The sequence below is a fragment of the Pseudomonas proteolytica genome (assembly GCF_007858275.1).
Taxonomy (GTDB): domain Bacteria; phylum Pseudomonadota; class Gammaproteobacteria; order Pseudomonadales; family Pseudomonadaceae; genus Aquipseudomonas; species Aquipseudomonas proteolytica.
In genome coordinates, this window is record NZ_VFEV01000038.1 from 15,810 (window position 1) to 36,738 (window position 20,929).

General features: G+C 61.1%; 18 protein-coding genes. 14 read left to right on the plus strand and 4 right to left on the minus strand.

The genetic code is table 11. The features are described 5' to 3' along the window. Positions 1-79 precede the first annotated feature (79 nt). The 5 genes from FIV38_RS23180 (at position 80) to FIV38_RS23200 (ending at position 5,259) form a co-directional block, all read left to right on the plus strand. Positions 80-1,099, plus strand: a complete 1,020-nt coding sequence (locus FIV38_RS23180) for a LacI family DNA-binding transcriptional regulator (RefSeq protein ID WP_092236865.1) — start codon at positions 80-82, stop codon at positions 1,097-1,099. 110 nt (positions 1,100-1,209) lie between these two features. Further along, positions 1,210-1,992 (plus strand): sugar phosphate isomerase/epimerase family protein, encoded by a 783-nt coding sequence (locus FIV38_RS23185; RefSeq protein ID WP_092236868.1) that lies wholly within the window; start codon positions 1,210-1,212, stop codon positions 1,990-1,992. After that, complete coding sequence (locus FIV38_RS23190; protein WP_029291514.1) at positions 1,985-2,929, plus strand: sugar kinase; 945 nt, start codon at positions 1,985-1,987, stop codon at positions 2,927-2,929. Before FIV38_RS23185 ends, FIV38_RS23190 begins: the two co-directional genes overlap by 8 nt. Before the next feature lie 54 nt (positions 2,930-2,983). Continuing rightward, a complete protein-coding gene (locus FIV38_RS23195; protein ID WP_092236870.1) occupies positions 2,984-4,282 on the plus strand; it encodes an MFS transporter in 1,299 nt (432 codons plus the stop codon). Continuing rightward, positions 4,282-5,259 carry a 2-hydroxyacid dehydrogenase gene (locus FIV38_RS23200; protein ID WP_092236873.1) on the plus strand — a complete coding sequence of 326 codons (978 nt, stop codon included), beginning with the start codon at positions 4,282-4,284 and terminating at the stop codon, positions 5,257-5,259. The genes FIV38_RS23195 and FIV38_RS23200 overlap by 1 nt, the downstream gene beginning before the upstream one ends. 314 nt (positions 5,260-5,573) lie before the next feature. Here the strand turns inward: FIV38_RS23200 and FIV38_RS23205 are convergent, their stop codons facing one another. Beyond that, positions 5,574-7,199 (minus strand): methyl-accepting chemotaxis protein, encoded by a 1,626-nt coding sequence (locus FIV38_RS23205; protein ID WP_092236876.1) that lies wholly within the window; start codon positions 7,197-7,199, stop codon positions 5,574-5,576. Positions 7,200-7,433: 234 nt separating this feature from the next. Between FIV38_RS23205 and FIV38_RS23210 the strand changes: the two genes are divergently transcribed. From FIV38_RS23210 to FIV38_RS23220, 3 genes are read left to right on the plus strand one after another with little or no spacing between them, the layout of a single operon-like run. Next, a complete protein-coding gene (locus FIV38_RS23210; RefSeq protein ID WP_092236880.1) occupies positions 7,434-8,861 on the plus strand; it encodes a nucleobase:cation symporter-2 family protein in 1,428 nt (475 codons plus the stop codon). Between the two features lie 8 nt (positions 8,862-8,869). After that, positions 8,870-9,337: an LEA/WHy family protein gene (locus FIV38_RS23215; protein WP_029291501.1), complete on the plus strand. Its 468-nt coding sequence runs from the start codon at positions 8,870-8,872 to the stop codon at positions 9,335-9,337. Between the two features lie 5 nt (positions 9,338-9,342). Further along, the gene (locus tag FIV38_RS23220) at positions 9,343-9,891 is read left to right on the plus strand and encodes a GNAT family N-acetyltransferase (protein ID WP_092236883.1); all 549 of its coding nucleotides are present in this window, start codon (positions 9,343-9,345) and stop codon (positions 9,889-9,891) included. A 312-nt stretch (positions 9,892-10,203) separates the two neighbouring features. Here the strand turns inward: FIV38_RS23220 and FIV38_RS23230 are convergent, their stop codons facing one another. Beyond that, a complete protein-coding gene (locus tag FIV38_RS23230) occupies positions 10,204-10,455 on the minus strand; it encodes a hypothetical protein (protein WP_029291496.1) in 252 nt (83 codons plus the stop codon). Positions 10,456-10,619: 164 nt separating this feature from the next. On the opposite strand from FIV38_RS23230, the gene FIV38_RS23235 reads away from it, so the two are divergent. Continuing rightward, entirely contained in the window at positions 10,620-10,940 is a 321-nt protein-coding gene (locus FIV38_RS23235) for an ElaB/YgaM/YqjD family protein (protein WP_070995271.1), read from the plus strand. Between the two features lie 39 nt (positions 10,941-10,979). Here FIV38_RS23235 and FIV38_RS23240 read toward each other — a convergent pair whose 3' ends face one another. Next, positions 10,980-12,011 carry an Ldh family oxidoreductase gene (locus FIV38_RS23240; protein WP_092236887.1) on the minus strand — a complete coding sequence of 344 codons (1,032 nt, stop codon included), beginning with the start codon at positions 12,009-12,011 and terminating at the stop codon, positions 10,980-10,982. 182 nt (positions 12,012-12,193) lie between these two features. On the opposite strand from FIV38_RS23240, the gene FIV38_RS23245 reads away from it, so the two are divergent. Further along, complete coding sequence (locus FIV38_RS23245; protein WP_139273581.1) at positions 12,194-17,299, plus strand: M35 family metalloendopeptidase; 5,106 nt, start codon at positions 12,194-12,196, stop codon at positions 17,297-17,299. An 11-nt stretch (positions 17,300-17,310) separates the two neighbouring features. Here FIV38_RS23245 and FIV38_RS23250 read toward each other — a convergent pair whose 3' ends face one another. Then, the gene (locus FIV38_RS23250; protein ID WP_029291487.1) at positions 17,311-17,580 is read right to left on the minus strand and encodes a PepSY domain-containing protein; all 270 of its coding nucleotides are present in this window, start codon (positions 17,578-17,580) and stop codon (positions 17,311-17,313) included. Positions 17,581-17,731: 151 nt separating this feature from the next. Between FIV38_RS23250 and FIV38_RS23255 the strand changes: the two genes are divergently transcribed. The 4 genes from FIV38_RS23255 to FIV38_RS23270 all read left to right on the plus strand — a co-directional run bounded on the left by FIV38_RS23255 (position 17,732) and on the right by FIV38_RS23270 (position 20,872). Continuing rightward, the gene (locus tag FIV38_RS23255) at positions 17,732-18,730 is read left to right on the plus strand and encodes a FecR family protein (RefSeq protein ID WP_092236893.1); all 999 of its coding nucleotides are present in this window, start codon (positions 17,732-17,734) and stop codon (positions 18,728-18,730) included. A gap of 318 nt (positions 18,731-19,048) precedes the next feature. Next, positions 19,049-19,507: a hypothetical protein gene (locus FIV38_RS23260; protein WP_092236896.1), complete on the plus strand. Its 459-nt coding sequence runs from the start codon at positions 19,049-19,051 to the stop codon at positions 19,505-19,507. After that, positions 19,504-20,052 (plus strand): adhesin, encoded by a 549-nt coding sequence (locus FIV38_RS23265; RefSeq protein ID WP_092236899.1) that lies wholly within the window; start codon positions 19,504-19,506, stop codon positions 20,050-20,052. The genes FIV38_RS23260 and FIV38_RS23265 overlap by 4 nt, the downstream gene beginning before the upstream one ends. A 67-nt stretch (positions 20,053-20,119) precedes the next feature. Then, complete coding sequence (locus FIV38_RS23270) at positions 20,120-20,872, plus strand: hypothetical protein (protein ID WP_092236902.1); 753 nt, start codon at positions 20,120-20,122, stop codon at positions 20,870-20,872. The last annotated feature ends 57 nt before the right edge of the window (positions 20,873-20,929 follow it).

Sequence of the window (20,929 nt, forward strand, 5' to 3'; positions counted from 1 at the left end):
CGAGCATGGCTAGTGTTTTCTGAAACCGGTTTCAGATAGATACATGAACCGTTATCCAAAATAAGAAAGGCCCGCTACCGTGACTTCATTCTCTGCCGCCCAGCGCAACCGCGTGACCATGCTTGATGTAGCCAACCGTGCCGGTGTGTCCAAGGCCAGCGTGTCGCGTTTTATCGGAGATGACCGCGCCCTGCTCTCCGACACGATCGCCCTGCGTATCGAGCAGGCCATCGAGGAGTTGGGCTACCGCCCCAACCAGATGGCCCGCGGCCTCAAGCGTGGGCGCACGCGCCTGATCGGCATGCTGGTGGCCGATATCCGCAACCCCTATTCCATTGCCGTGATGCATGGTGTGGAAACCGCCTGCCGGCAACACGGCTACAGCCTGGTGGTGTGCAACACCGACCGCGATGACGAGCAGGAGCGCCAGCATCTGGAAGCCCTGCGGGCGTACAACATCGAAGGTTTGATCGTGAACACCCTGGGCCATCACCTTGAGCAACTGCTGGAGTTGCAGCGGGAAATGCCGCTGGTGCTGGTCGATCGCAAGGTCGAGGCCTTGCACAGCGATCTGGTGGGCCTGGACAACCCGCTGGCCGTGCGCATGGCCCTGGAGCACCTGGAACAACAGGGCTACCGGGATATTCTGCTGGTCAGCGAAACCGCTGATGGCACCAGTTCGCGGGTTGAGCGCATGGAAAGCTTCCATGCCCAGATCAGTCGCCGCAACAGCCTGCATGCCGCCGTGCTGGAAATTGGCGATGATTTGCCTAGCCGTTTGCAGGCATTCCTTGCCACCTGCGACATCGGCCCCAAAGCCCTGTTTTGTGCCAACGGCGTCGCCGCACTCGCCTGCACCAAAGCCCTTCGCCAATTGGGTTGCCGGTTGTTCGAGGACGTCGGGCTGATTGCCTTGGATGACCTGGACTGGTACCCGTTGGTAGGCAGCGGCATCACCGCCCTGGCCCAGCCCACCGAAGCGATTGGCGCCAGCGCGTTCGACTGTTTGCTCAAGCGTTTGCGCGGCGATACCTCGCCGCCCCGTGCCCTGGATTTTGCTCCGCAACTGATTCTTCGAGGCTCCACCCAACCCGTGTAGGAGTTGCTTGCCGATGAGGTGCCCGGCGTAAGGGCCTTATCGCCGGCAAGCCGGCTCCTGAAGGGTGTTTTTTTATTTACAAATGAAACCGGTTTCAGAGATCAATAACAATGCACAGATATCCCGTTTCCATCAGCCTCTCCAGCTACGGCGCCGACCTGGTTCGCCAGCGCGGCCAATTGAGTTTCGTCGACGTGCTGGCCGCTGCCGGCGCCACGCGCATTGAATGGCGCGAAGAACTGCTCACCAGCGAACACCCCGGCGAGCTGGCCCAAGCCGCCGCTGAACAGGGCCTGGAGTGCGTGTTTTCCTCGCCCCTGGAGCTGTGGGTGGCCGGCCGCGCGCAAGCCAATGCACAGTTGTCCGCCACCCTCGACCGGGCCCAGGCCTTCGGTGCGCGCTGGTTGAAGGTTTCGCTCGGCTACTTCACCGACACCAACGACCTGCACAGCCTCAGCGCCCTGCTCCACCGCCACCCGGTGCGCTTGCTGGTAGAGAACGACCAGACCCTGCACGGTGGGCGCATCGAGCCGATGCAACGTTTCTTCGATCAAGCCGAACGCTTGAGCGTCCCGGTGAAGATGACTTTCGATATCGGCAACTGGCACTGGCAGGACCAGTCACCCCAGACCGCCGCGCGCCTGTTGGGGCGGTATGTCGATTACCTGCACTGCAAGGCGGTGGCACGGCGCGCCGACGGCAAGCTGGTGGCCCTGCCGCCGGGCGCCCCCGACCTGCATCTGTGGGAACAATTGCTGGGGCTGATGCCTCAAGGAATCAGCCGGGCAGTGGAATTCCCACTGCAAGGCGACGACCTGCTGGAGGTCACTGCCCAGCAAGTGGCCACCCTCAGCGTCCTTGGCCAACCGCGTGTGGAGAATGCCCATGTCTGAGATCGATATCCTGTCGTTTGGCGAGACCATGGCGATGTTCGTCGCCGAGCAAACCGGCGACCTGGCCCAGGTCGGCCAGTTTCACAAACGGATCGCCGGCGCCGACAGCAACGTCGCAATTGGCCTGTCGCGCTTGGGTTTCAATGTGGCCTGGTTGAGTCGGGTCGGTGATGACTCATTGGGGCGTTTCGTGGTGCAGACCCTCGAGCGCGAAGGCCTGGACTGCCGACATGTGACGGTCGACCCCGCGCACCCCACCGGTTTTCAGCTCAAGTCTCGGGAAGAGACCGGCGCCGATCCGCAGGTCGAGTACTTTCGCCGCGGTTCGGCGGCCAGCCACCTGTCCAGTGCCGTGATCACGCCTGCGCTGCTGCAAGCGCGGCACCTGCACGCCACCGGCATTGTGCCGGCGTTGTCGGACACCGCCGCCGAGCTGTCGCGCCAGTTGATGAGCCAGATGCGCGCCGCAGGCCGCAGCGTGTCCTTCGACCCGAACCTGCGCCCCTCGCTATGGCCCAGCGAGCAAAAAATGATCCGCGAAATCAACGCTCTGGCCCGCCTGGCCCATTGGGTGCTGCCGGGGTTGAGCGAAGGTCGCCTGCTGACCGGTTTCGAAGACCCTGCGGACATCGCCGCCTTCTACCTCGACCAGGGGGCCGAAGCCGTGGCGATCAAGCTCGGCGCCCACGGCGCCTACTACCGTAGCCATCTGGACCAGGGGTTTATCGCCGCCGTGCCGGTGACCAAGGTCGTGGATACCGTGGGTGCCGGTGATGGCTTTGCCGTGGGCATGATCAGCGCGCTCCTTGAAAACCTCAGCTTTGCCCAGGCAGTGCAGCGCGCCAACTGGATCGGCAGCCGCGCGGTTCAGAGCCGTGGCGATATGGAAGGCCTGCCCCTGCGCGCCGACCTGCCCGCCCTGCAAAAAGCCGGCTGACCCGGATACACCGTTACCTGTTGCCACAACTACAACAAGCTCAGGAGCAACCCCATGAATAACCTGAAACTCGCCACCCGCCGTTGGTGGTACATCATGCCCATCGTCTTCATTACCTACAGCCTGGCGTACCTGGACCGCGCCAACTACGGCTTTGCCGCCGCCTCCGGCATGGCCGAAGACTTGATGATTACCCCGGGCATGTCTTCACTGCTCGGCGCACTGTTTTTCCTTGGCTACTTTTTCTTCCAGGTGCCGGGCGCGATCTACGCCCAGCGGCGCAGCGTGAAGAAGCTGATCTTCGTCAGCCTGATCCTCTGGGGCGGCCTGGCCACGCTGACCGGCGTGGTGTCCAACGCCTATATACTGATCGCCATCCGCTTTTTGCTCGGGGTGGTCGAGGCCGCGGTGATGCCGGCGATGCTGGTGTACCTGTGCCATTGGTTCACCCGTGCCGAACGCTCGCGCGCCAATACCTTCCTGATCCTTGGCAACCCGGTGACCATGTTGTGGATGTCGGTCGTGTCGGGTTACCTCGTTCAACATTACAGCTGGCGCTGGATGTTTATCATCGAAGGCTTGCCGGCGGTGTTCTGGGCCTTTATCTGGTGGCGCCTGGCCGATGAGCGCCCAGCGGATGCCAAATGGCTGAGTGCCGGCGAGAAACACGACCTGGAAACCGCCCTGGCCGCCGAGCAGGTGGGTCTCAAGGCAGTGAAAAACTATGCCGAAGCCTTCCGCTCGCCCAAGGTCATCATCCTGGCGTTGCAGTTCTTTTGCTGGAGCATCGGCGTCTACGGCTTTGTGCTGTGGCTGCCTTCGATCCTCAAGGCGGGCCTGCAGATGGATATGGTCGAAGCCGGCTGGTTATCGGCGCTGCCTTACCTCGCGGCGGTGATTGCCATGCTGCTGGTGTCCTGGGGCTCGGACAAGCTGCAAAAACGTAAACGCTTTGTGTGGCCGCCGCTGCTGATCGCCTCCATCGCGTTCTACGGTTCCTACCTGCTGGGGGCCGAACACTTCTGGTGGTCGTACACCCTGCTGGTGATCGCCGGCGCGTGCATGTATGCGCCCTATGGGCCGTTTTTTGCCATCGTCCCGGAAATCCTCCCGGCCAACGTCGCCGGTGGGGCCATGGCCTTGATCAACAGCATGGGCGCGCTGGGCTCGTTTGGCGGCTCGTACCTGGTGGGCTACCTCAACAGCAGCACCGGCTCGCCGGGCGCGTCGTACCTGCTGATGAGCGGTGCGTTGCTGCTGTCGGTGGTGCTGACGATTTTCCTCAAGACCGGTGCACGTGAACCCTCCCCGACAGCACCGTTGCATTCCCTGGATTTGAAGGTAAGAACCTGATGAAAAAGCATGTCGTGTTGTACAAGAAACTCTCCGCGCCGCTGATGGCCCGCCTGCACGAAGCGGCCCAGGTCACGCTGATTGAAAACCTCGGCCCCACCGGCCTGGCACAATTGCGTGATGCCTTGCCCAGCGCCCACGGTTTGCTGGGCGCCAGCCTGCGCCTGGATGCGAACCTGCTGGACCTGGCACCGCAGCTGGAGGCGGTAGCCAGTGTTTCGGTGGGCGTTGATAACTACGACATCGACTACCTGACCCAGCGCGGCATCCTGCTGAGCAACACCCCTGACGTGCTCACCGAAACCACCGCCGACACCGGTTTTGCGCTGATCCTGGCCACCGCCCGACGCGTGGTGGAGTTGGCGAATATGGTGCGCGCCGGCAACTGGAACCAGAACATCGGCCCCTTGCACTTTGGCAGCGATGTGCATGGCAAGACCCTGGGCATCATTGGCATGGGGCGTATTGGCGAAGCGCTGGCACAGCGTGGGCATTTTGGCTTTGGCATGCCGGTGATCTACCACAGCCACTCGCCCAAGCCTGCGGTAGATCAGCGGTTTGACGCGCAATACCGCAGCTTGCCCGATCTGCTGCAGCAAGCCGATTTTGTTTGCCTGACATTACCGCTGACTGCCGAGACTCAGGGGTTGATCGGCGCCAAGGAGTTCGCGCTTATGGGGCCGGAGACGATTTTCATCAATATCTCCCGGGGCAAAGTGGTGGACGAAGCGGCACTGGTCGAAGCCCTGCAACAGCGGACGATTCGCGCTGCGGGTCTGGATGTGTTCGAGCGTGAGCCGTTGAATCACGACTCGCCGTTGCTGCGTTTGAGCAACGTGGTGGCGACCCCCCATATCGGCTCTGCGACCCACGAAACCCGCGAAGCCATGGCCAAATGTGCGGTGGACAACCTGCTGGCAGCACTGGCCGGCGAACGCCCGAAAAACCTGGTGAACACCAGCGCCTGGAAGCGCTGAGCCTGGCCTGATTGGTGAGAGGACTCGTCTGTGGTGAGAGGACTTGTCTGTGGCGAGCGGGCTTGTCTGTGGCGAGCGGGCTTGCCCCGCGCTGGGCGGCAAAGCCGCCCCAATAGCCTCACCCTGTTCTGCCAGCTACACCGAGGTGGCTGGCTTTGGGGCTGCTGCCGCAGCCCAACGGGGGCGATACGGCGTTCCGGCAAGCCCCCTCGCCACAAGGGGTGAAGCAGCCCCAACAGCCTCACCATGTTCTGCCAGCTACACCGAGGTGGCTGGTTTTGGCGCTACCGCCGCCCCCCTTTCCACACCAATAGTTAGATCACGAAACGCGCCACCATACCGTTCAAGTCCACTGCCAGGCGCGACAGTTCGTGGCTGGCGGCGCTGGTCTGGTTGGCACCGGCCGCCGATTGGGTGGCCAGGTCGCGGATGTTCACCAGGTTGCGGTCCACTTCCCGTGATACCTGGGCCTGCTCTTCAGAGGCGCTGGCGATCACCAGGTTGCGCTCGTTGATCAGGCTGATGGACTGGGTGATCTGCTCCAGCGCCACACCCGCCGCGCGGGCCATTTCCAAAGTACTTTGGGTACGCTGGTTGCTCTGCTGCATGGATTGCACCGCTTCACCCGTACCGTTCTGGATCCCGGCCACCATCTTCTCGATCTCTTGAGTCGACTGCTGGGTGCGATGGGCCAGGGCGCGCACTTCATCGGCCACTACGGCAAACCCACGCCCGGCTTCACCGGCGCGTGCGGCTTCGATGGCCGCGTTGAGGGCCAGCAGGTTGGTTTGCTCGGCAATCGCGCGAATCACGTCCAGTACCTTGCCAATATCACGGCCCTGGGTCGCCAGGCCTTCGATCAACACCGAGGTGTTCTGCACGTCCTGGGTCATGGTCTGGATCGCGCCCACGGTTTCCACCACACGGTCGCGCCCTTCCCGCGCGGCCTGGTTCGACTGGGTCGAGGCCTCGGAGGTCGACACCGCGTTGCGCGCCACTTCCTCTACGGCGGCGGTCATTTCATTGACCGCCGTGGCGGCCTGGTCGATTTCATTGTTCTGCTGCTGCAAGCCCTTGGAGGCTTCCTCGGTAACTGCGCTCAGCTCTTCGGCGGCCGAGGCCAATTGCGTAGCTGAGCCCGCGATGTGCTGGATGGTCTGGCGCAGGTTGTTCTGCATGGTCGCCAGGGCACCGATCAGGCGGGCCGGCTCGTCCTGGCCGTCGTCCTCGATGGCTTTGCTCAGGTCGCCACTGGAGATGGTCTCGGCGGCCGCCACGGCCTTGCGCAGGGGCGTAACGATGCTGCGAGTCAGCAGCCAGGCAAGCAATACAGTCATCAGCGCCGCGACCACCGACACCACGATGATCCCGCTGATCGCATCGCTATAGCTGCGCCCGGCGTCTTCGCCGGCCTGTTTGGCATCGGCGGCATTGATCGCAATCAACTGGTTCAGTTGTTCACCCATCCGATCGGTGCCGTCCTTGATCCGGCTGTTGATCAGGGCGCGCATCTCCTCGACTTTGTTCTGCTGGGACAGCGCAAGCATTTCGGCCTGGGCTTTGAGGTAGTTGTCGAGCGTGGCCGCAAAGGTCTTGTACAGCGCGGCTTCTTCGGCGCCGGCCGGCATCGCGGCATAACCTGCCTGGGCTTGGCGGGCCTTGTCGACCAGCACCCCGATGCGCGTTTGGGCATCTTGCAGGGCTGCCGGCTCACGATTGACCAAGACACGGAAGGACAGAATGCGCAGGCGCAACACGTTCTCGGTCATATTGGCCAGGTAGCCGACACTCGGCAGTTGGTTGGCGCCCATGTCCAACGCGGCCTGGCGAATCAGCGTCATGCGGTTGACGGCAAACACCCCTAGAACAATCACAAGCAACGCAATAAACGCAAAACCGAGAAACGCCCGAGGTGCGATATTCAAATTACGGAGGGACATAGGAAAGCTCTCAAGAAGGGATGGCTGCGAGCGTCCTTGCCGCGACACGGTCACTGTGCGTCAACGCACACAGGTGACTGTTCGGCGCCACTGTTGTAAGGGTTATGTGGGCCTATAAGGGATATCGGCAGGCTTGAGGCTTTTTGCACGGATCCGAGAAATATATTTTCACACTTTTGACAGCGGGCGCTTTCTGGCATCCTGCGCGTCCATTTTCTGACCCGAGCACGTATTTTGTCTGACGCTCAAGCCCCCCGCCCCCGCTATAAATCGGACCTGATCTATGGTCTGGAAGACCGTCCGCACTTCACCGCGGCGATTTTTGCCGCCCTGCAGCACGTGCTCGCCAGCTTTGTTGGGATCATTACCCCGACCCTGGTCGTCGGCGGCGTGCTGGGCCTGGAAAGCGAAGTGCCCTACCTGGTCAGCATGGCCCTGTTCGTCTCGGGCCTGGGCACGTTTGTCCAGGCGCGGCGCTTTGGTCCGGTGGGCTCGGGTTTGTTGTGCCTGCAAGGCACCAGCTTTTCGTTTATCAGCGTAATTCTCAGTGCCGGGTTCATGGTCAAGGCCCGGGGCGGCGGCACCGATGAGATCCTGTCGACGATCTTTGGCATCTGCTTCTTCGCAGCGTTTATCGAAGTGGTGCTCAGCCAGTTCATCGGAAAATTGCGCAAACTGATCACCCCGGTGGTTACCGGCACCATCATCACCTTGATGGGCCTGTCGTTGATCAAGGTCGCCGTCACTGACATGGCCGGCGGCTACGGCGCCGCCGACCTGGGTGCCGCCAGCAATATGGGGTTGGCCGCCCTGGTGTTGGTGACCATCGTGGTGCTCAACCGCTTCAATAACCCGTTCCTGCGTCTGGGCTCGATTGTCATTGGCCTGACCCTGGGGTTTGTCGTGGCCTGGTGGCTGGGCCGGGTCGACCTGGCGGCATTGCCCCAGGTGCCGTTGGTCAGCGTGCCGGTGCCGTTCAAGTACGGCTTTTCGTTTGATTGGGTGGCGTTTATCCCGGTAGCCGTGATCTTCCTGATTTCCCCGCTGGAGGCGGCCGGCGATCTGACAGCCAACTCGATGATTTCCCAGCAACCGGTCAAAGGCCCGCTGTACATCAAGCGCATCAAGTCTGGCCTGCTGGCTGATGGTCTGAACTCGGTGATGGCCGCCACCTTCAATAGCCTGCCCATGGTGACCTTCGCCCAGAACAACGGCGTGATCCAGTTGACCGGCGTGGCCAGCCGCTATGTGGCGTATTTCATTGCCGGCCTGCTGGTGCTGCTCGGTCTGTTCCCGATGATTGGCGCGGTCTTGCAATTGATGCCCAAGCCGGTGCTGGGTGGCGCGACCCTGATCATGTTCGGTACCGTGGCCGTGGCCGGGATCAAGATCCTCGCCGAGGCCGGGCTGCATCGACGCAATGTGCTGATCGTGGCCATTTCCCTGGGGATGGGCCTGGGTGTGGCGGCGGTGCCAGAAGTGCTGCGCGAGTTGCCCAAGGCCCTGCATAACATCTTCGAGTCGCCGATTACCGTCGGTGCATTCTGTGCGATCCTGCTGAACATCTTCCTGCCTGAAGAGTTCATAGAGTTGCAGGAAGATGAATTTGATCCGGAAGCCTCGACCCTCAAAGTGATGCAGGACCCGGCCCCGACGAAATAGGAACCCTTATGCGCAGATTGATCGGCCTGACCCTATCCCTGGTATTGCTCAGCCTGAGCGCCTGCGCCCTGTTCCCCGACCGTGACGCGCTGCATATCAATGTGGTGGGCATCGAACCGTTGCAAAGCCAGGACCTGGAAGTGCGGTTTGCGGTCAAGCTGCGGGTGCAGAACCCCAACGAAACAGCGATCGACTACAACGGCGTGGCCCTAGACCTGGAGGTCAATGGTCGGCCACTGGCGGCCGGGGTCAGCGATCAGCAGGGATCGATCCCGCGCTTTTCCGAGACGGTGCTGACAGTCCCGGTCAGCGTTTCGGCATTTTCCGTGCTGCGCCAGACCCTTGGCCTGAGCCAGACCCAGAGCTTGAACAACCTGCCCTATGTCCTGCGCGGCAAGCTGGCCGGTGGCTTGTTTGGCACCGTGCGTTTTGTTGATCGCGGGACGCTGGACCTGCCCACCACAGTGACGTGGTAAACAACATGGACATCTTGCCCACCCTGCACACCGAACGCCTGATCCTGCAACCGCTGACCCTGGACGACGCCGAGGGTATCCAGCAACAGTTTCCCCACTGGGAGGTGGTGCGTTACCTCAATGCCTTGGTGCCCTGGCCCTACCCGGCCGATGGCGCCCGCAGCTTCCTGGAGCAAATAGCCTTGCCGGCCATGGTCGAGGGGCGCGAGTGGCACTGGTCGATCCGCCTGCGCGAAGAGCCCGGGCAGTTGATCGGCAATGTGAGCCTGATGGATGAGCTGGATAACAACCGGGGCTTCTGGCTGGCCCCGCATTGGCAAGGTCAGGGGCTAATGAGCGAAGCCAGTGCGGCGGTGACCGAGTATTGGTTCAAGGTGCTCGAACGCCCATTGCTGCGGGTGCCCAAGGCCGCGCCGAACCTGGGGTCGCGCAGGATTTCGGAAAAAACCCGGATGCGCTTGATCCGCACGGAAGAAGGACGCTTCGTGGCGGGGGTATTTCCCAAGGAAATTTGGGAAATCACCCGCGAAGAATGGATGAAACAATCCCTGTAGGAGCGGGCTTGCCCGCGAGAGCCATAGGTATCTACACAACTTTGCCGCAACGCCTAGATCCAGGCAGATAGCGCAGTTGTGGCGAGCGGGCTTGCCCCGCGCTGGGCCGCGAAGCAGCCCCAAAACCAGCCGCTGCGGTGTATCTGGTACAACGCATTCGGCTTATTGGGGCTGCTTCGCGGCCCAGTGCGGGGCAAGCCCGCTCGCCACAGGAGAGTTCGTCAGTTTCTGAAAATTGTGTAGATACCTATGCCGCGATAGCGGTATACCAGCCAGCACATGTAGTGACTGAACTACCGCAATCGCCGGCCCCTACTTGGCCGCCATCAGTCGGTTGACTTCACTGCGCACCATGTTGGCAAACTCCGGTGGCGACATGCCGTCCAACTCCGAGCGGACCCATTCGGCCCACTTGCCCTTGCGTTTGGAGCGCTCGCCAAACAGTCGGGCGCCCTCGCCTTTGGCCTTGCCCAGGTTGCTTTGCCACAAGTCGTACAGGCGCGACTTTTCATCTTCAAGCGCAGCGCGCTCGGCAAGGGGCTTGTTGGCCAGATTGAAGCTCATGTGGAATTACCTGCTGCACAAATAGGTGACATCTTACACTGTAGGTCGAAAGGTCCGAATTCGGATTTTATGCCGTGCTGAGAGTCAGCGAAAAAAACTGCAACTTTTAGCCCACTGCAACACTCCATTGTTCACTGCCCACTTACCCCGCAAGGAGCTACTCAATGGCCCGTAAAACCGCCGCCCAAGCAGTCGAAGAGCAAATCAAGGACCAGGCGTTCAGCGAACTCCAGGCCCTGATCGAAGAATCGGACAAACTGCTCAAAAGCAGCGCGTCGCTGGTGGGAGAAGAAGGTGAAACCCTGCGCGAGCAGGTCGCGATCAAGCTCAAGCAGGCCCTGGACTCGGTGTCCAACGTGCGTGAGCGCAGCAAGCCGGTGGTCGATGCTACCGAAACCTACATCGGTGGCCACCCGTGGCAGACGGTGGCAATCTCGGCCGGCTTCGGCCTGGTCGTCGGCCTGTTGCTGGGCCGTCGCCACTGATAACGGTCATCACTGGCGCGGCGTCGTCCGCGCCGGTGTTCAGGCCTGGGCCAACGCCCGCAAGCGCTCCAACTCTTCACCGTCGATGATAATCCCCTCCTCCTCAGACCTGGCCCGCGCCCGATGACGGCGGTCGCCCGGCAAACGTCGTAACCCTGCTGCATGCATCTGGCGCACCAGTTCCTGGCTGCGTTCGGCAAAGCCCTGGCCAGCGTTTTTGCTCGGGTCGATGACGATCAGCAACTGGCCGGTCCAGGGCGTCTTGGCGCCGGGGTGGTTGGACCAGTCGAACTCAAAGGAGAAATTGCCTCCCGTCAACGCGGCCGCCAGCAGTTCAACCATCATCGACAAGGCCGAGCCCTTGTGCCCGCCGAACGGCAGCAACGCGCCCCCTTCAAGGATGGCCCGAGGGTCCTGGGTCGGCTGGCCCAGGCTGTCGACACCGGTGCCAGGTGGCACTCGCTCGCCCTTGCGCGCGGCGATCTGCACGTCGCCATGGGCGATGGCGCTGGTGGCCAGGTCAAACACAATCGGCGGCCCATCGGCGCGGGGCGCGGCGAACGCGATGGGATTGGTGCCGAACAAGGGGCGATCTGCGCCGTGAGGCACCACACACGTCATGCTGTTGACCACGCTGAGGGCCACCAGCCCTTCTTCGGCGAAAGGCTCGACATCGGGCCAGAGCGCCGCAAAGTGATGGGAGTTGCGAATGGCCAATACCGCGATCCCGGCGCTGCGGGCCTTTTGCACTAACAGCGGGCGCGCTGCTGCCAGGGCCGGCTGCGCAAAACCATTGTCGGCATCGACCCGGACAAAGCCTGACGCGACATCTTCGACCTGCGGCACGGCCATGCCATTGACCCAGCCGCTGTTCAGCGTCGAGACGTAGCCAGGTATACGAAAGACCCCATGGCTGTGCGCGCCGTCCCGTTCGGCACGGGCGCAGTTATCGGCCAGGACAGCGGCCACATCGGGCGAGGTGCCATGACGAATGAAGATGCGTGTAAGCAGGGCCACCAGTTCGCTGAGGGCCATGGATGTGTTCACTGCAGTAACGGGCGTGGCTGACATCTGAAGCTCCGGAATTGTTATTGGAGGGGGCTACAGCCTGCTGGACTCAACGCCCTGATTAAACAACGCCCGGCAACCCGCCTGTCAACACCTGTGCGGGCTCGCAGCCTATTTATTTAGCGCCGCTGCGCCCATCGGTACTCGTAGGCTTTGCCCTTCCTCAAGCCAGTGCACAAGCGATCATGGACGACCAGCCTCTACCCTATTTTTTCCCCGAAGCGTTACGGGTGATCAAGCGTTTGAACGAGCGTGAGCGACAGCGCGGCATTACCGAAAAGGATCGGGAATTCCTGCGCAACCTGTTTTTTGTCGATGCCGATGCACGCAAGGCGCAAACCCCGCCAATGATTGCCGAACGGTTGTTGATCAACTTGCCGGGGCACGAGCCGGTCGAATTGGCCGGCGCCTTCATGATGAGTTCCGAAGACGCCTACACCCCTGTGTTTTTCTACGGCCCGCAAACCGGGCTGGAGAAATTCAGTGATGCCAGGCAACTGCTAGACACCCTGGAAAAACGCCTGCTGGACGATGCACAACGGGGCGAACTCCTGCACTTCCTGGCCCTGGACGACCGCATAGGCCTGGACTTCAAGCCCGGCGCCAGCCTCACCCGGCAGTTGATCACGGGCAACGTATTTGATGAACAGCGAGCCTGTATCGAACGTGGCCAGAACCGCACCGTGCAGACCCTGCTCAATGAATTGAGCAAGCTGCCATTGGTGGCAACCCTGCTCGACCAGTTGTTGTCCAGCACCTTGCGCAAGCCCTTCCCGAGCGTGGACCAGCGCAAGACCCATGTGTTTTTTTACGCGCAGGTTTCATCATCCACCGACCAGGAAAAATGGGTAAATGCCCTGTTGTTGCGTGATGCCCTACTGCTGTTCCACCGCCAGCATGCCTGGCCCGTGGGGCTGCGCCGGGTCTACACCAACCCCGAGATATTGTCGGCCTCAGGCACCAGCCCCCAGGCGCACGACCTCAGTCGCTGGGACGATGGCATCCAGCAAGCGTCCGATCAACTGCGCCTGTATCTGAACAACTCACTGCTCACTTACTGGAACACCGACGTTTACGCCGGGTGGTCCAGGCGCGAATACTTTGCCCAGGCCATGAGCGATAAATCCAGGGTCGACTTACTGCTCAAGCGTCAGCAGGAGATCTTCACTCCCGAACAGTGGCAGCAACTGAACGCGCTCTACCAGCCCGTCGAACGCGAGCACGGGCCGTTGACTGAAAAAGTCCGCCTGTGGGAGCACACCTCTTACTATGTCGAGCTGGCCAGCACGCTGGTGGTCACTCATCCCGACGCCTACCTCTACACCCAGTCCAGAGGTTGGCAAGTGCTCAAGGACGAGCACGACTTGCAGGCCACGCTCAAGGCAATGGCCGTTGCGCAGGGGCATGAGGATGATTTCTTCGGTTTTTTGTCACTGGAAGAGCGGGCACGGTTTGTCGGGTTTGAAAACCCGCAGTTCAGCTCGGTGCCGTTCACTGGGCCGGTGTTCAGCACCTTGTTGGAAACGGTCATCGGCAAACAGCAGCAAAACCTCGAATACTGCCTGGACCTGTATCGACGCAACCAGGGTACGGTCAACGCCTACGCCATGCCGGATTACGGCCTGGATATCCGCGCGATGCTCGACCACAGGTTACAGGCACTGGACGCCGAGGGACGCTGGAGCACCCATCCTTGCGCGCCGTCGGTGCCAGCGGAAAAGGCCCGCCTGACCCATCGGCGATTGCACAGCGTCAGCCATGCGCTGGACACCCTGATAGCGCAGGTTCCCAGCCTGGAGCGCGTCATCAGCGAGCAGTTGCATGCCACTTTCCCGGCCTCTGAGGTGGCCGCGCTCAACCCACAAGACCTTTTTATCAATCGCTATGCTGGCAATGCCGACGCCCAGGAGCGGCGCACGCCACAATCCAGCCAGAGCCTGTTGGTGCACTGTATCGCCCGCCTGCTGAACCAGGCACAGGCCATCCCTGACACTGCGCAATACGGGGTATATGGACCACGGACTCGCGGCCAGGCCACGAAAAGACCGGACCTGGACATTGTCCGCCTCAATAGTATGGTCACCCAGTGGCTAGCCGGTCTGAGCCGCCAGCCCGTCGCGCAAATCCCCCGTGCGGGCCTGGAGGCCTTGATCCCCAAGCTGGCGCACAGCATGTCCGTGGGAATTCTTGAGGAGGCACGGCTCAGAGGGCTGGACAAGACCCTTGATGAGCGCGATATCCAGATCCTGCAAACGATGCTGGATCCGGAAAACACAGTGCGCGGACAGGATCCTGTGTTGAAAGGCTTCACCCCACAAGCATTCACAGTGTCAGTGTTGCCCGCAGGCCAGACCAGCCTGCTGCGACTGACCAACTGTTTTGTGCTCACTGAGCGCGGCGGCCTCGATCATTACCACTCCGGGCATGCGCTGCTGTGGACGCCGGCGGCAGGCGTGGAAGCCTTCGCTTCGATCAGCGACTTGTGCGAGGTCTTGGCTCAACGGCTACGCAGCCCGACCCAGCGCCTGGGCCTGCTGGAAAACCTCTCGGCCTTGCAGCGCATCCCCCATCGACGTTATGAGTTGGGGCCGTTGCAATTGATGACCAAGCCCGCATTGCAGCTATGCCAGCAATCCTGGATCGAGCATTACCTTGCCCAACGCCAACACACCCTGACGCTCAAGGCCCAAGCCTCGTCGCTGGCCCAGGCTCTGGGACAACTGCACGGCGAAGTCCCCGCCAATAACCTGCAGCGCGCGATGGACATCGCACGCCTGGCAGAGCTGCGGCACTCACTGCACAACCGGCTGGGCGCAGCGCCGCCCAGGGAGCAACGGCGCCAGGCCGAGATATTGGAGCAATATCGCATCCATACCTTGCACGGCCGGGACTATCTCTACGAGCTTGATTCTTTGCGTCAACATGTGGAGAACCGCCTGAACGACATGCTCGTCGATTACTCAACCTATGCCACGGGCGTCGAGATTGTGCCCAGGCTGGCGCTGGCAGGACGGCGCCAAAGCCTGCTGGATTTCGCCATGGGCCCCACCAGTGCGCAAGCGCCCGAATTTGACGTGGTGTCCCTCGCCACCGGGCTGACGCAAACCGTGGTGCGTCAGATGCTGACGCAATTGAATATCCAGAGCGACTATCACGCATACCTGAATCAAAAACTGTCGGAGGGCGCAGCCGGTGTCGCACAGCGCTTGCAGGATTTCAGCCAGCAGTTGCCCTGGCAACTGTTGCAACACGCCCATGCCCTCAAGCTGCAGGAGCGCCTGTCAGATGTGGGCTTCGAACTGCTGCAACAGGCATTCGACATGCCGGACGCGGTGGCCCGTGCGCTGGTGCCAGGCACCACGGCCCAGGTCAGGCCACTGGAATTGCTCGCCACCGCCGGCGCTTCGCTGGCCCCGGCCCTGGGGCTGTACTTCATCAGCGCCGGGCGCGAGGGGCCGCAGGTGTTGTACGCGCCCTATCACCCAACCTTGAGCTTGCGCGAGTTCGAAAGCGAGGCGCAGTTCGTGCAAGCCCTGATTACTCCAGGCGCCCTGCAAGACTGGGTGCTCAGGCGGCTGGCCGCGCCCCAGGACGCCACCTATCGAAACCTGTTGGCCAGTTCCCAAGGCGCTACCTCGGAGATCACCCTGGGATTCAATCCGATCCAGGGCAACCTGCTGGGCCGTCTGTTTGACGATAACCGCCAGTTACTCCTCAATCTGCTGGGTGCCCAATTGATCCAGGGCGCCGAGGCCGAGTGGCAAACCCTCACCCAGGTGCTCGATGGCACTGCGGGCCGGATGCTCGGCTTGCTGCCCGGCAAGCTGGCACTGCCTTGGGCCATCTGGCAAAGCATTTCACTGTTCACTGAGTCCGCAGAGGCCTTGCAGGACCAGCACTGGGGCCAGGCCTTGCAGACGTTCATCAACGGGCTGGGGCAAATGGCCGCGCTCGGCCAGGCATTGCAGGACACCAAGGCTTTGATCTTCGACCCGGCGCAACAGCCCCCTGTCGCGCCGACGCAGCCCTCGGCCAATTGGTCGACACTGGACATCACCGCCCCGCAGCGCACCCTGCTGTCGCCCAGCGAAGTGCACGATGTGGCATTGACGGATATGACGCTCAATACATTCAACGGGACTTACCAGCGTAAAGGCGTGCCGTACATTGCGCTGGCGGGCAAGGTCTACCGGGTCGAGAGCCTCGGTACGTTCTGGCGGATCAAGACGGCCGCTAACCATGGCCCGTTTGTCTATCGCGACAGCGCGGGCCAATGGCGCCTCGACACCCGGCAAAAGATCGCGCGCTATGGCCAGGCCTTGGGCCGCCTGCAGGACCGGGCAGATGTCAGCGCCTCAGCCCGTTCCACCATGAATATCGAGGCGATCGGCATGAAGGCGATTCGCCGGTTGTATCCCCAGCGGGCCAGGATGATCGTGGAGGCCATGGACCTGGCAACGTTTTATGTGCAGAACTGCAAGCTGAACCTGGCGTTACTGGCGCCAGGCATCGCGCCGGTGACCCGTATACATCGCTTCGTCAACAGCTTCTTCGGGATCGATATCAACCCGGACCAGGGGCCTCAAGAGATTGCCCCGGCCCTGGTGCAAAAGCTGCATCGCGTCGTCGACCAGATTCTCGCCGGCCTGCTGGACCCCAGCCTGTATGCACACGATTCGAAACGATTCGTGGTGGGGTCTCATCGAATCGACCCACAGAACAACTGGGGTTTTACCATCGACAATGATCCGGACCGGCGGATCTTTTTGACTGAGCACTTTTTTGCCCCGCCCTTCAGCGACTACGACAATCGCCTGATCGACTACTTCGACCGGGAGGCCCATGCGCGGGCCACGCTGTTGATTCACGAGTTGAGCCATCTGGTGGCCACGACAGCAGATGCAGCGTACCTGGACTCGGTGATGCCGTTTTCCGATCTGATCGAGACACTGACCCAGGTCGGGCGCGAGCTGGCCGCTTACCAGAAGAACCGGCAAACCACGAGTTACTCGCGTAAGACACCCGTCAGCCAATTGTTCAAGTACGTGGACGTCGCGGGCAACGTCTGGAGAGACTTCGGCTCGACACCTGAAACCGAATACATCAGGGATCAGATCCTGCGTACCACCGGCGGTGTGGACCTGAGTGATGCGAGGGGGATATTCATGACCAATCTCGGCAAGCGAGTCGACACTATCCTGGATAATGCCGACTCGGCGGCGTTCCTGATCAGTAACCTGGGACGCCAATTGGACCCGGTGCCTTTCGATCGAAAGGCGTCCGCGCACTGATCGGTTTGCGATCAGTCTTTCTGGTCGCGTGTCACATTGCCCGAGGCGCCATCGACACGGAACTCATAGACGCTGCCGTCAGCTTTGCGCCCCTTGCCTTCCCAATAACCGTCGTTATCGGCTTCGATACTGTAGACCTCGATGTAGCCGGCCTTGGTCTTGGCAGTCTCGATGGCTTTTTCGATGGTGATCCAGCCTGCGCCGGGCTTATCGGCCAAGGCGGCGCCAGCGCCGAGCAAGGTGGCTGTGGCAAGCATGGCAGTGAGGGTTTTCTTCAGCATTTTCTTACTCCGTTATAGAGAATGACTTACAGATCCAGATTTTTAGGGTGTTTGCAGGCCCAATTAGTTCCACATTGATGCTCATTCGCCATGATGGCTGTTCTCGGCACCCTACCGGGAAGGTTAGAATGTACGAAATCAGGAAGCACCAATGACCCAACAGCCTTTTTCAGAAGCCGAATATGATGCCGTCACCGATGCCGCCGCGCATTGGTGCATGCGCCTGCACGCTTTTGATTGCACAGAGGCCGAGCGGCAGGCTTTCGAACAGTGGCACGATGCGCATCCCCTGCATGCCTTCGAATATGCCGCCATGCTGGAAATCTGGGATGTGGCCGACCATTTGCCACGCACAGGCCAACCGTCTCCACCCGTTGCACTGGCGCCGCCGCCCAGCCGCTGGCGCAACTACGCCGTAGCTGCGGCCATCTCGTTGGTGGCCCTGCCCCTGGCCGCCTTCACTGGCTGGGAAGCGGGTTGGCTGCCCAGTTCCTATGAACATTACGATGCCGAAGACGGCCTGCGCCAAGTGACGCTGGCCGATGGCAGTGTGGTGGAGCTGAACCTGGGTACCGAACTGGTCTACAGCAACTATAAAAACGAACGCCGGGCCACCCTGAAAAAGGGTGAAGCGTTCTTCAAGATCAGCCATGACCGCCAACACCCGTTTGTGGTGCGCGCCGGCGCCGGGCAGATCCGTGTGACAGGCACCCAGTTCAACGTCTGGAAGTATGACGATCAGGTGCGGGTCATGCTGCTCGAAGGCTCGGTGAAGATCACCAGCGATGCCAGCCACAGCGGGTTGAACCTGACGCCCGGGATGCAAGCCAGTTACAACCGCGGTGACGCGCAGCCACAGCTCCAGGCGTTCTCTCCCCATGATCCGGCACTGGCCTGGCGCACGGGCAAGTTGATCCTCGACAACCTGGCACTGGCGGATGCCTTGCCCCTGATCAACCGCTACCTCAGCAAACCGGTGATGCTGGCCGATACCGGTACCGGCAATATCCGTATTGGCGGGATCTACGATATCCATGAAGTCACCCATCTGGTGTCCTCCCTGCCCAAGGTGCTGCCGGTCTATCTGACCCAGAACCAGGATGGCAACACCGTGCTCAACTCCATACCGCGCAAAGCACCGAAGATCTGAGCAGCACGCTCTGCCCAGGGTGTTGCTCGCGCCGCTGTGTCCACTTCTGAAACACTCAACGCCGCGCAACCGCCCTGTGGCTGCGGATTCATCGGTTCGTCATCGATAGTGTTGCTTTGCTGAAACACCCCCTTCCCCCTGCAAGGCGCTGGTCATCCGCCGGCATCCTGTTTCATACCTGATACACCCCACGCCACCTCCACCCCGCCATAAATCCCAAGCCATTGAAAAGCTGGAACATATAAAAAGCGGCACAGCTTCTGCTCTATTCCTTACAGCGCTGTTTAGGGTCAGCGTCACAAAACAAGGAATGATGCCGTGGCAACTCTCAATCAAGGCTCCATAGGCCTGCTGCTGATCAGCTGTGTACTCAGCGCCAGCGTGAGCCTGCCCGCCTGCGCCGAGGACGGCATCATCGTGACGGGCCGTAATGTGCAAGGGTTTATGGTCGGCCGGCCCGCCTTTGGCAAAGACCCGTACCCATCCACCGCCAACGCCAACCCCAGCCAACAGATCCTGCGCGCTACCGGCGGCGAACTCAGCGACAACGATTTTGCGGGGGTCAGCAGCGGCTCGACCATCACCCGCGCCATTCTGCCTAACGGCGACCTTCCCGGCTTGAGCAATACCCTGGGCAGCAACTCCGCTGGCCTGGGCGCCGGGGCGGCGGCCGGACATGCCAGCGGCAACACGCTGGGCGGGCAGATCAGCGGCTCGATCGAGCGCGGCCTGGCGCCGCTGAACAACATCGGCGCGATGATGGGGGTCCAGCAATGAACCGTTCGTGGCTGTTCCTCACCGTAATCGGCTGTTCGGCGGCCATGGCCGATAGCAGCCACCAGGCGCTGATCGACAACGCCGGCAAGCAATACACCGGTGTGCTGTCAGTCAACCAGGCCGCCGGCAATCAACAACAGCAGATCAACAGCCGCGCGATCAGCCTCGGTGGCCAGGCCAGCGACACGCTTATCCAGAAACTCGACGGCAAGGTTGATCCCGCCCTGAACGCCAGCGCGGCGATCCAGGGCAACTCATTCAGCAATGGCAACGGCATCCTGGGTGTCAACCAGTCGGCCGGGGCCAATAACCAGATGATCAATGCGGTGCGGATCAGCACAGGTCCGCAGAGCATCGATGACAGCGTCCTGTCGCAACAGAACATGACGCTGTTACCAGACTCACGATCCCCCTCTACCACTGGCAGCCGCCAGGTCGTTACCAGCGACCAGGCCTTCACCGGCAGCCGTGGAGTGGTACAGGTGAATCAGAGTGCAGGGGTGGGGAACCGGATGGCTAACACCCTCGGTGTGACTATCAAGTAACAGCTTGATAGGTGTTTGTTAGACCGTACCAACACTTAACCAACTAATAGAAGCAAGGAGATACACCATGAAACCTACAATGGCTCTCAAACCACTGGTTTTCGCTCTGGCTGCGCTCATGGCTGTTGCTGCACAGGCAAGTCCTGCCGAAAAATGGAAACCAACCCCAGTTCCAACCGGCACCGTGGCTGCCGTTGTGACTGACACGCAAGTGAGCAAGGACAACAAGTTCGACGATACCAAGACCCTCAATAATGCAGGGGCCAACGGCTCGTTGAGCAGCAGCAAAGGTAACCTGGGTGCCAACATCGCAGCCGGTGGCGGCAACCAGCAAGACAATGCTGCTGCCATCACCAGTAGTGCAGATGATGCGGCCAGTGTCTTTGCCGCAGCTGATATCTATCAAGAAAGCAAAGACAACAAGTTCATTAACAAAGGCACGCAAAACAATGCTTCGCTGGTCAACTCGGCCAACAACAGCTCCGGTAACGTGGGCGTGAACGTGGCGGCCGGTCAAGGCAACCAACAGAAAAACAACCTGGCAATCGTGACAGCTGACGGCAAAAACGTCGCGTCTGCCTCGAACACCGAACAAGTGTCCCTGGATAACCACTTCCTCAACGAAGCGTCCTCCAAACACAGCTACCAACCTCAGTACGTGGTCAACAACGCTGGCCTGCTCAACTCCGCCAACAACGCGTCCGGCAACATCGGCGTGAACGTGGCGGCAGGTTCAGGCAACCAACAAAGCAACACCCTCACCCTGGGCAGCGGCTGCACCGTCTGCGCATCGGGCTCTGGCAGCAAACTGGCGTTCTGATGCAACGGGGCCTTGGCAACAAGGCCCTTTTTATTTCCAGTGTCCACCAGGTCATGA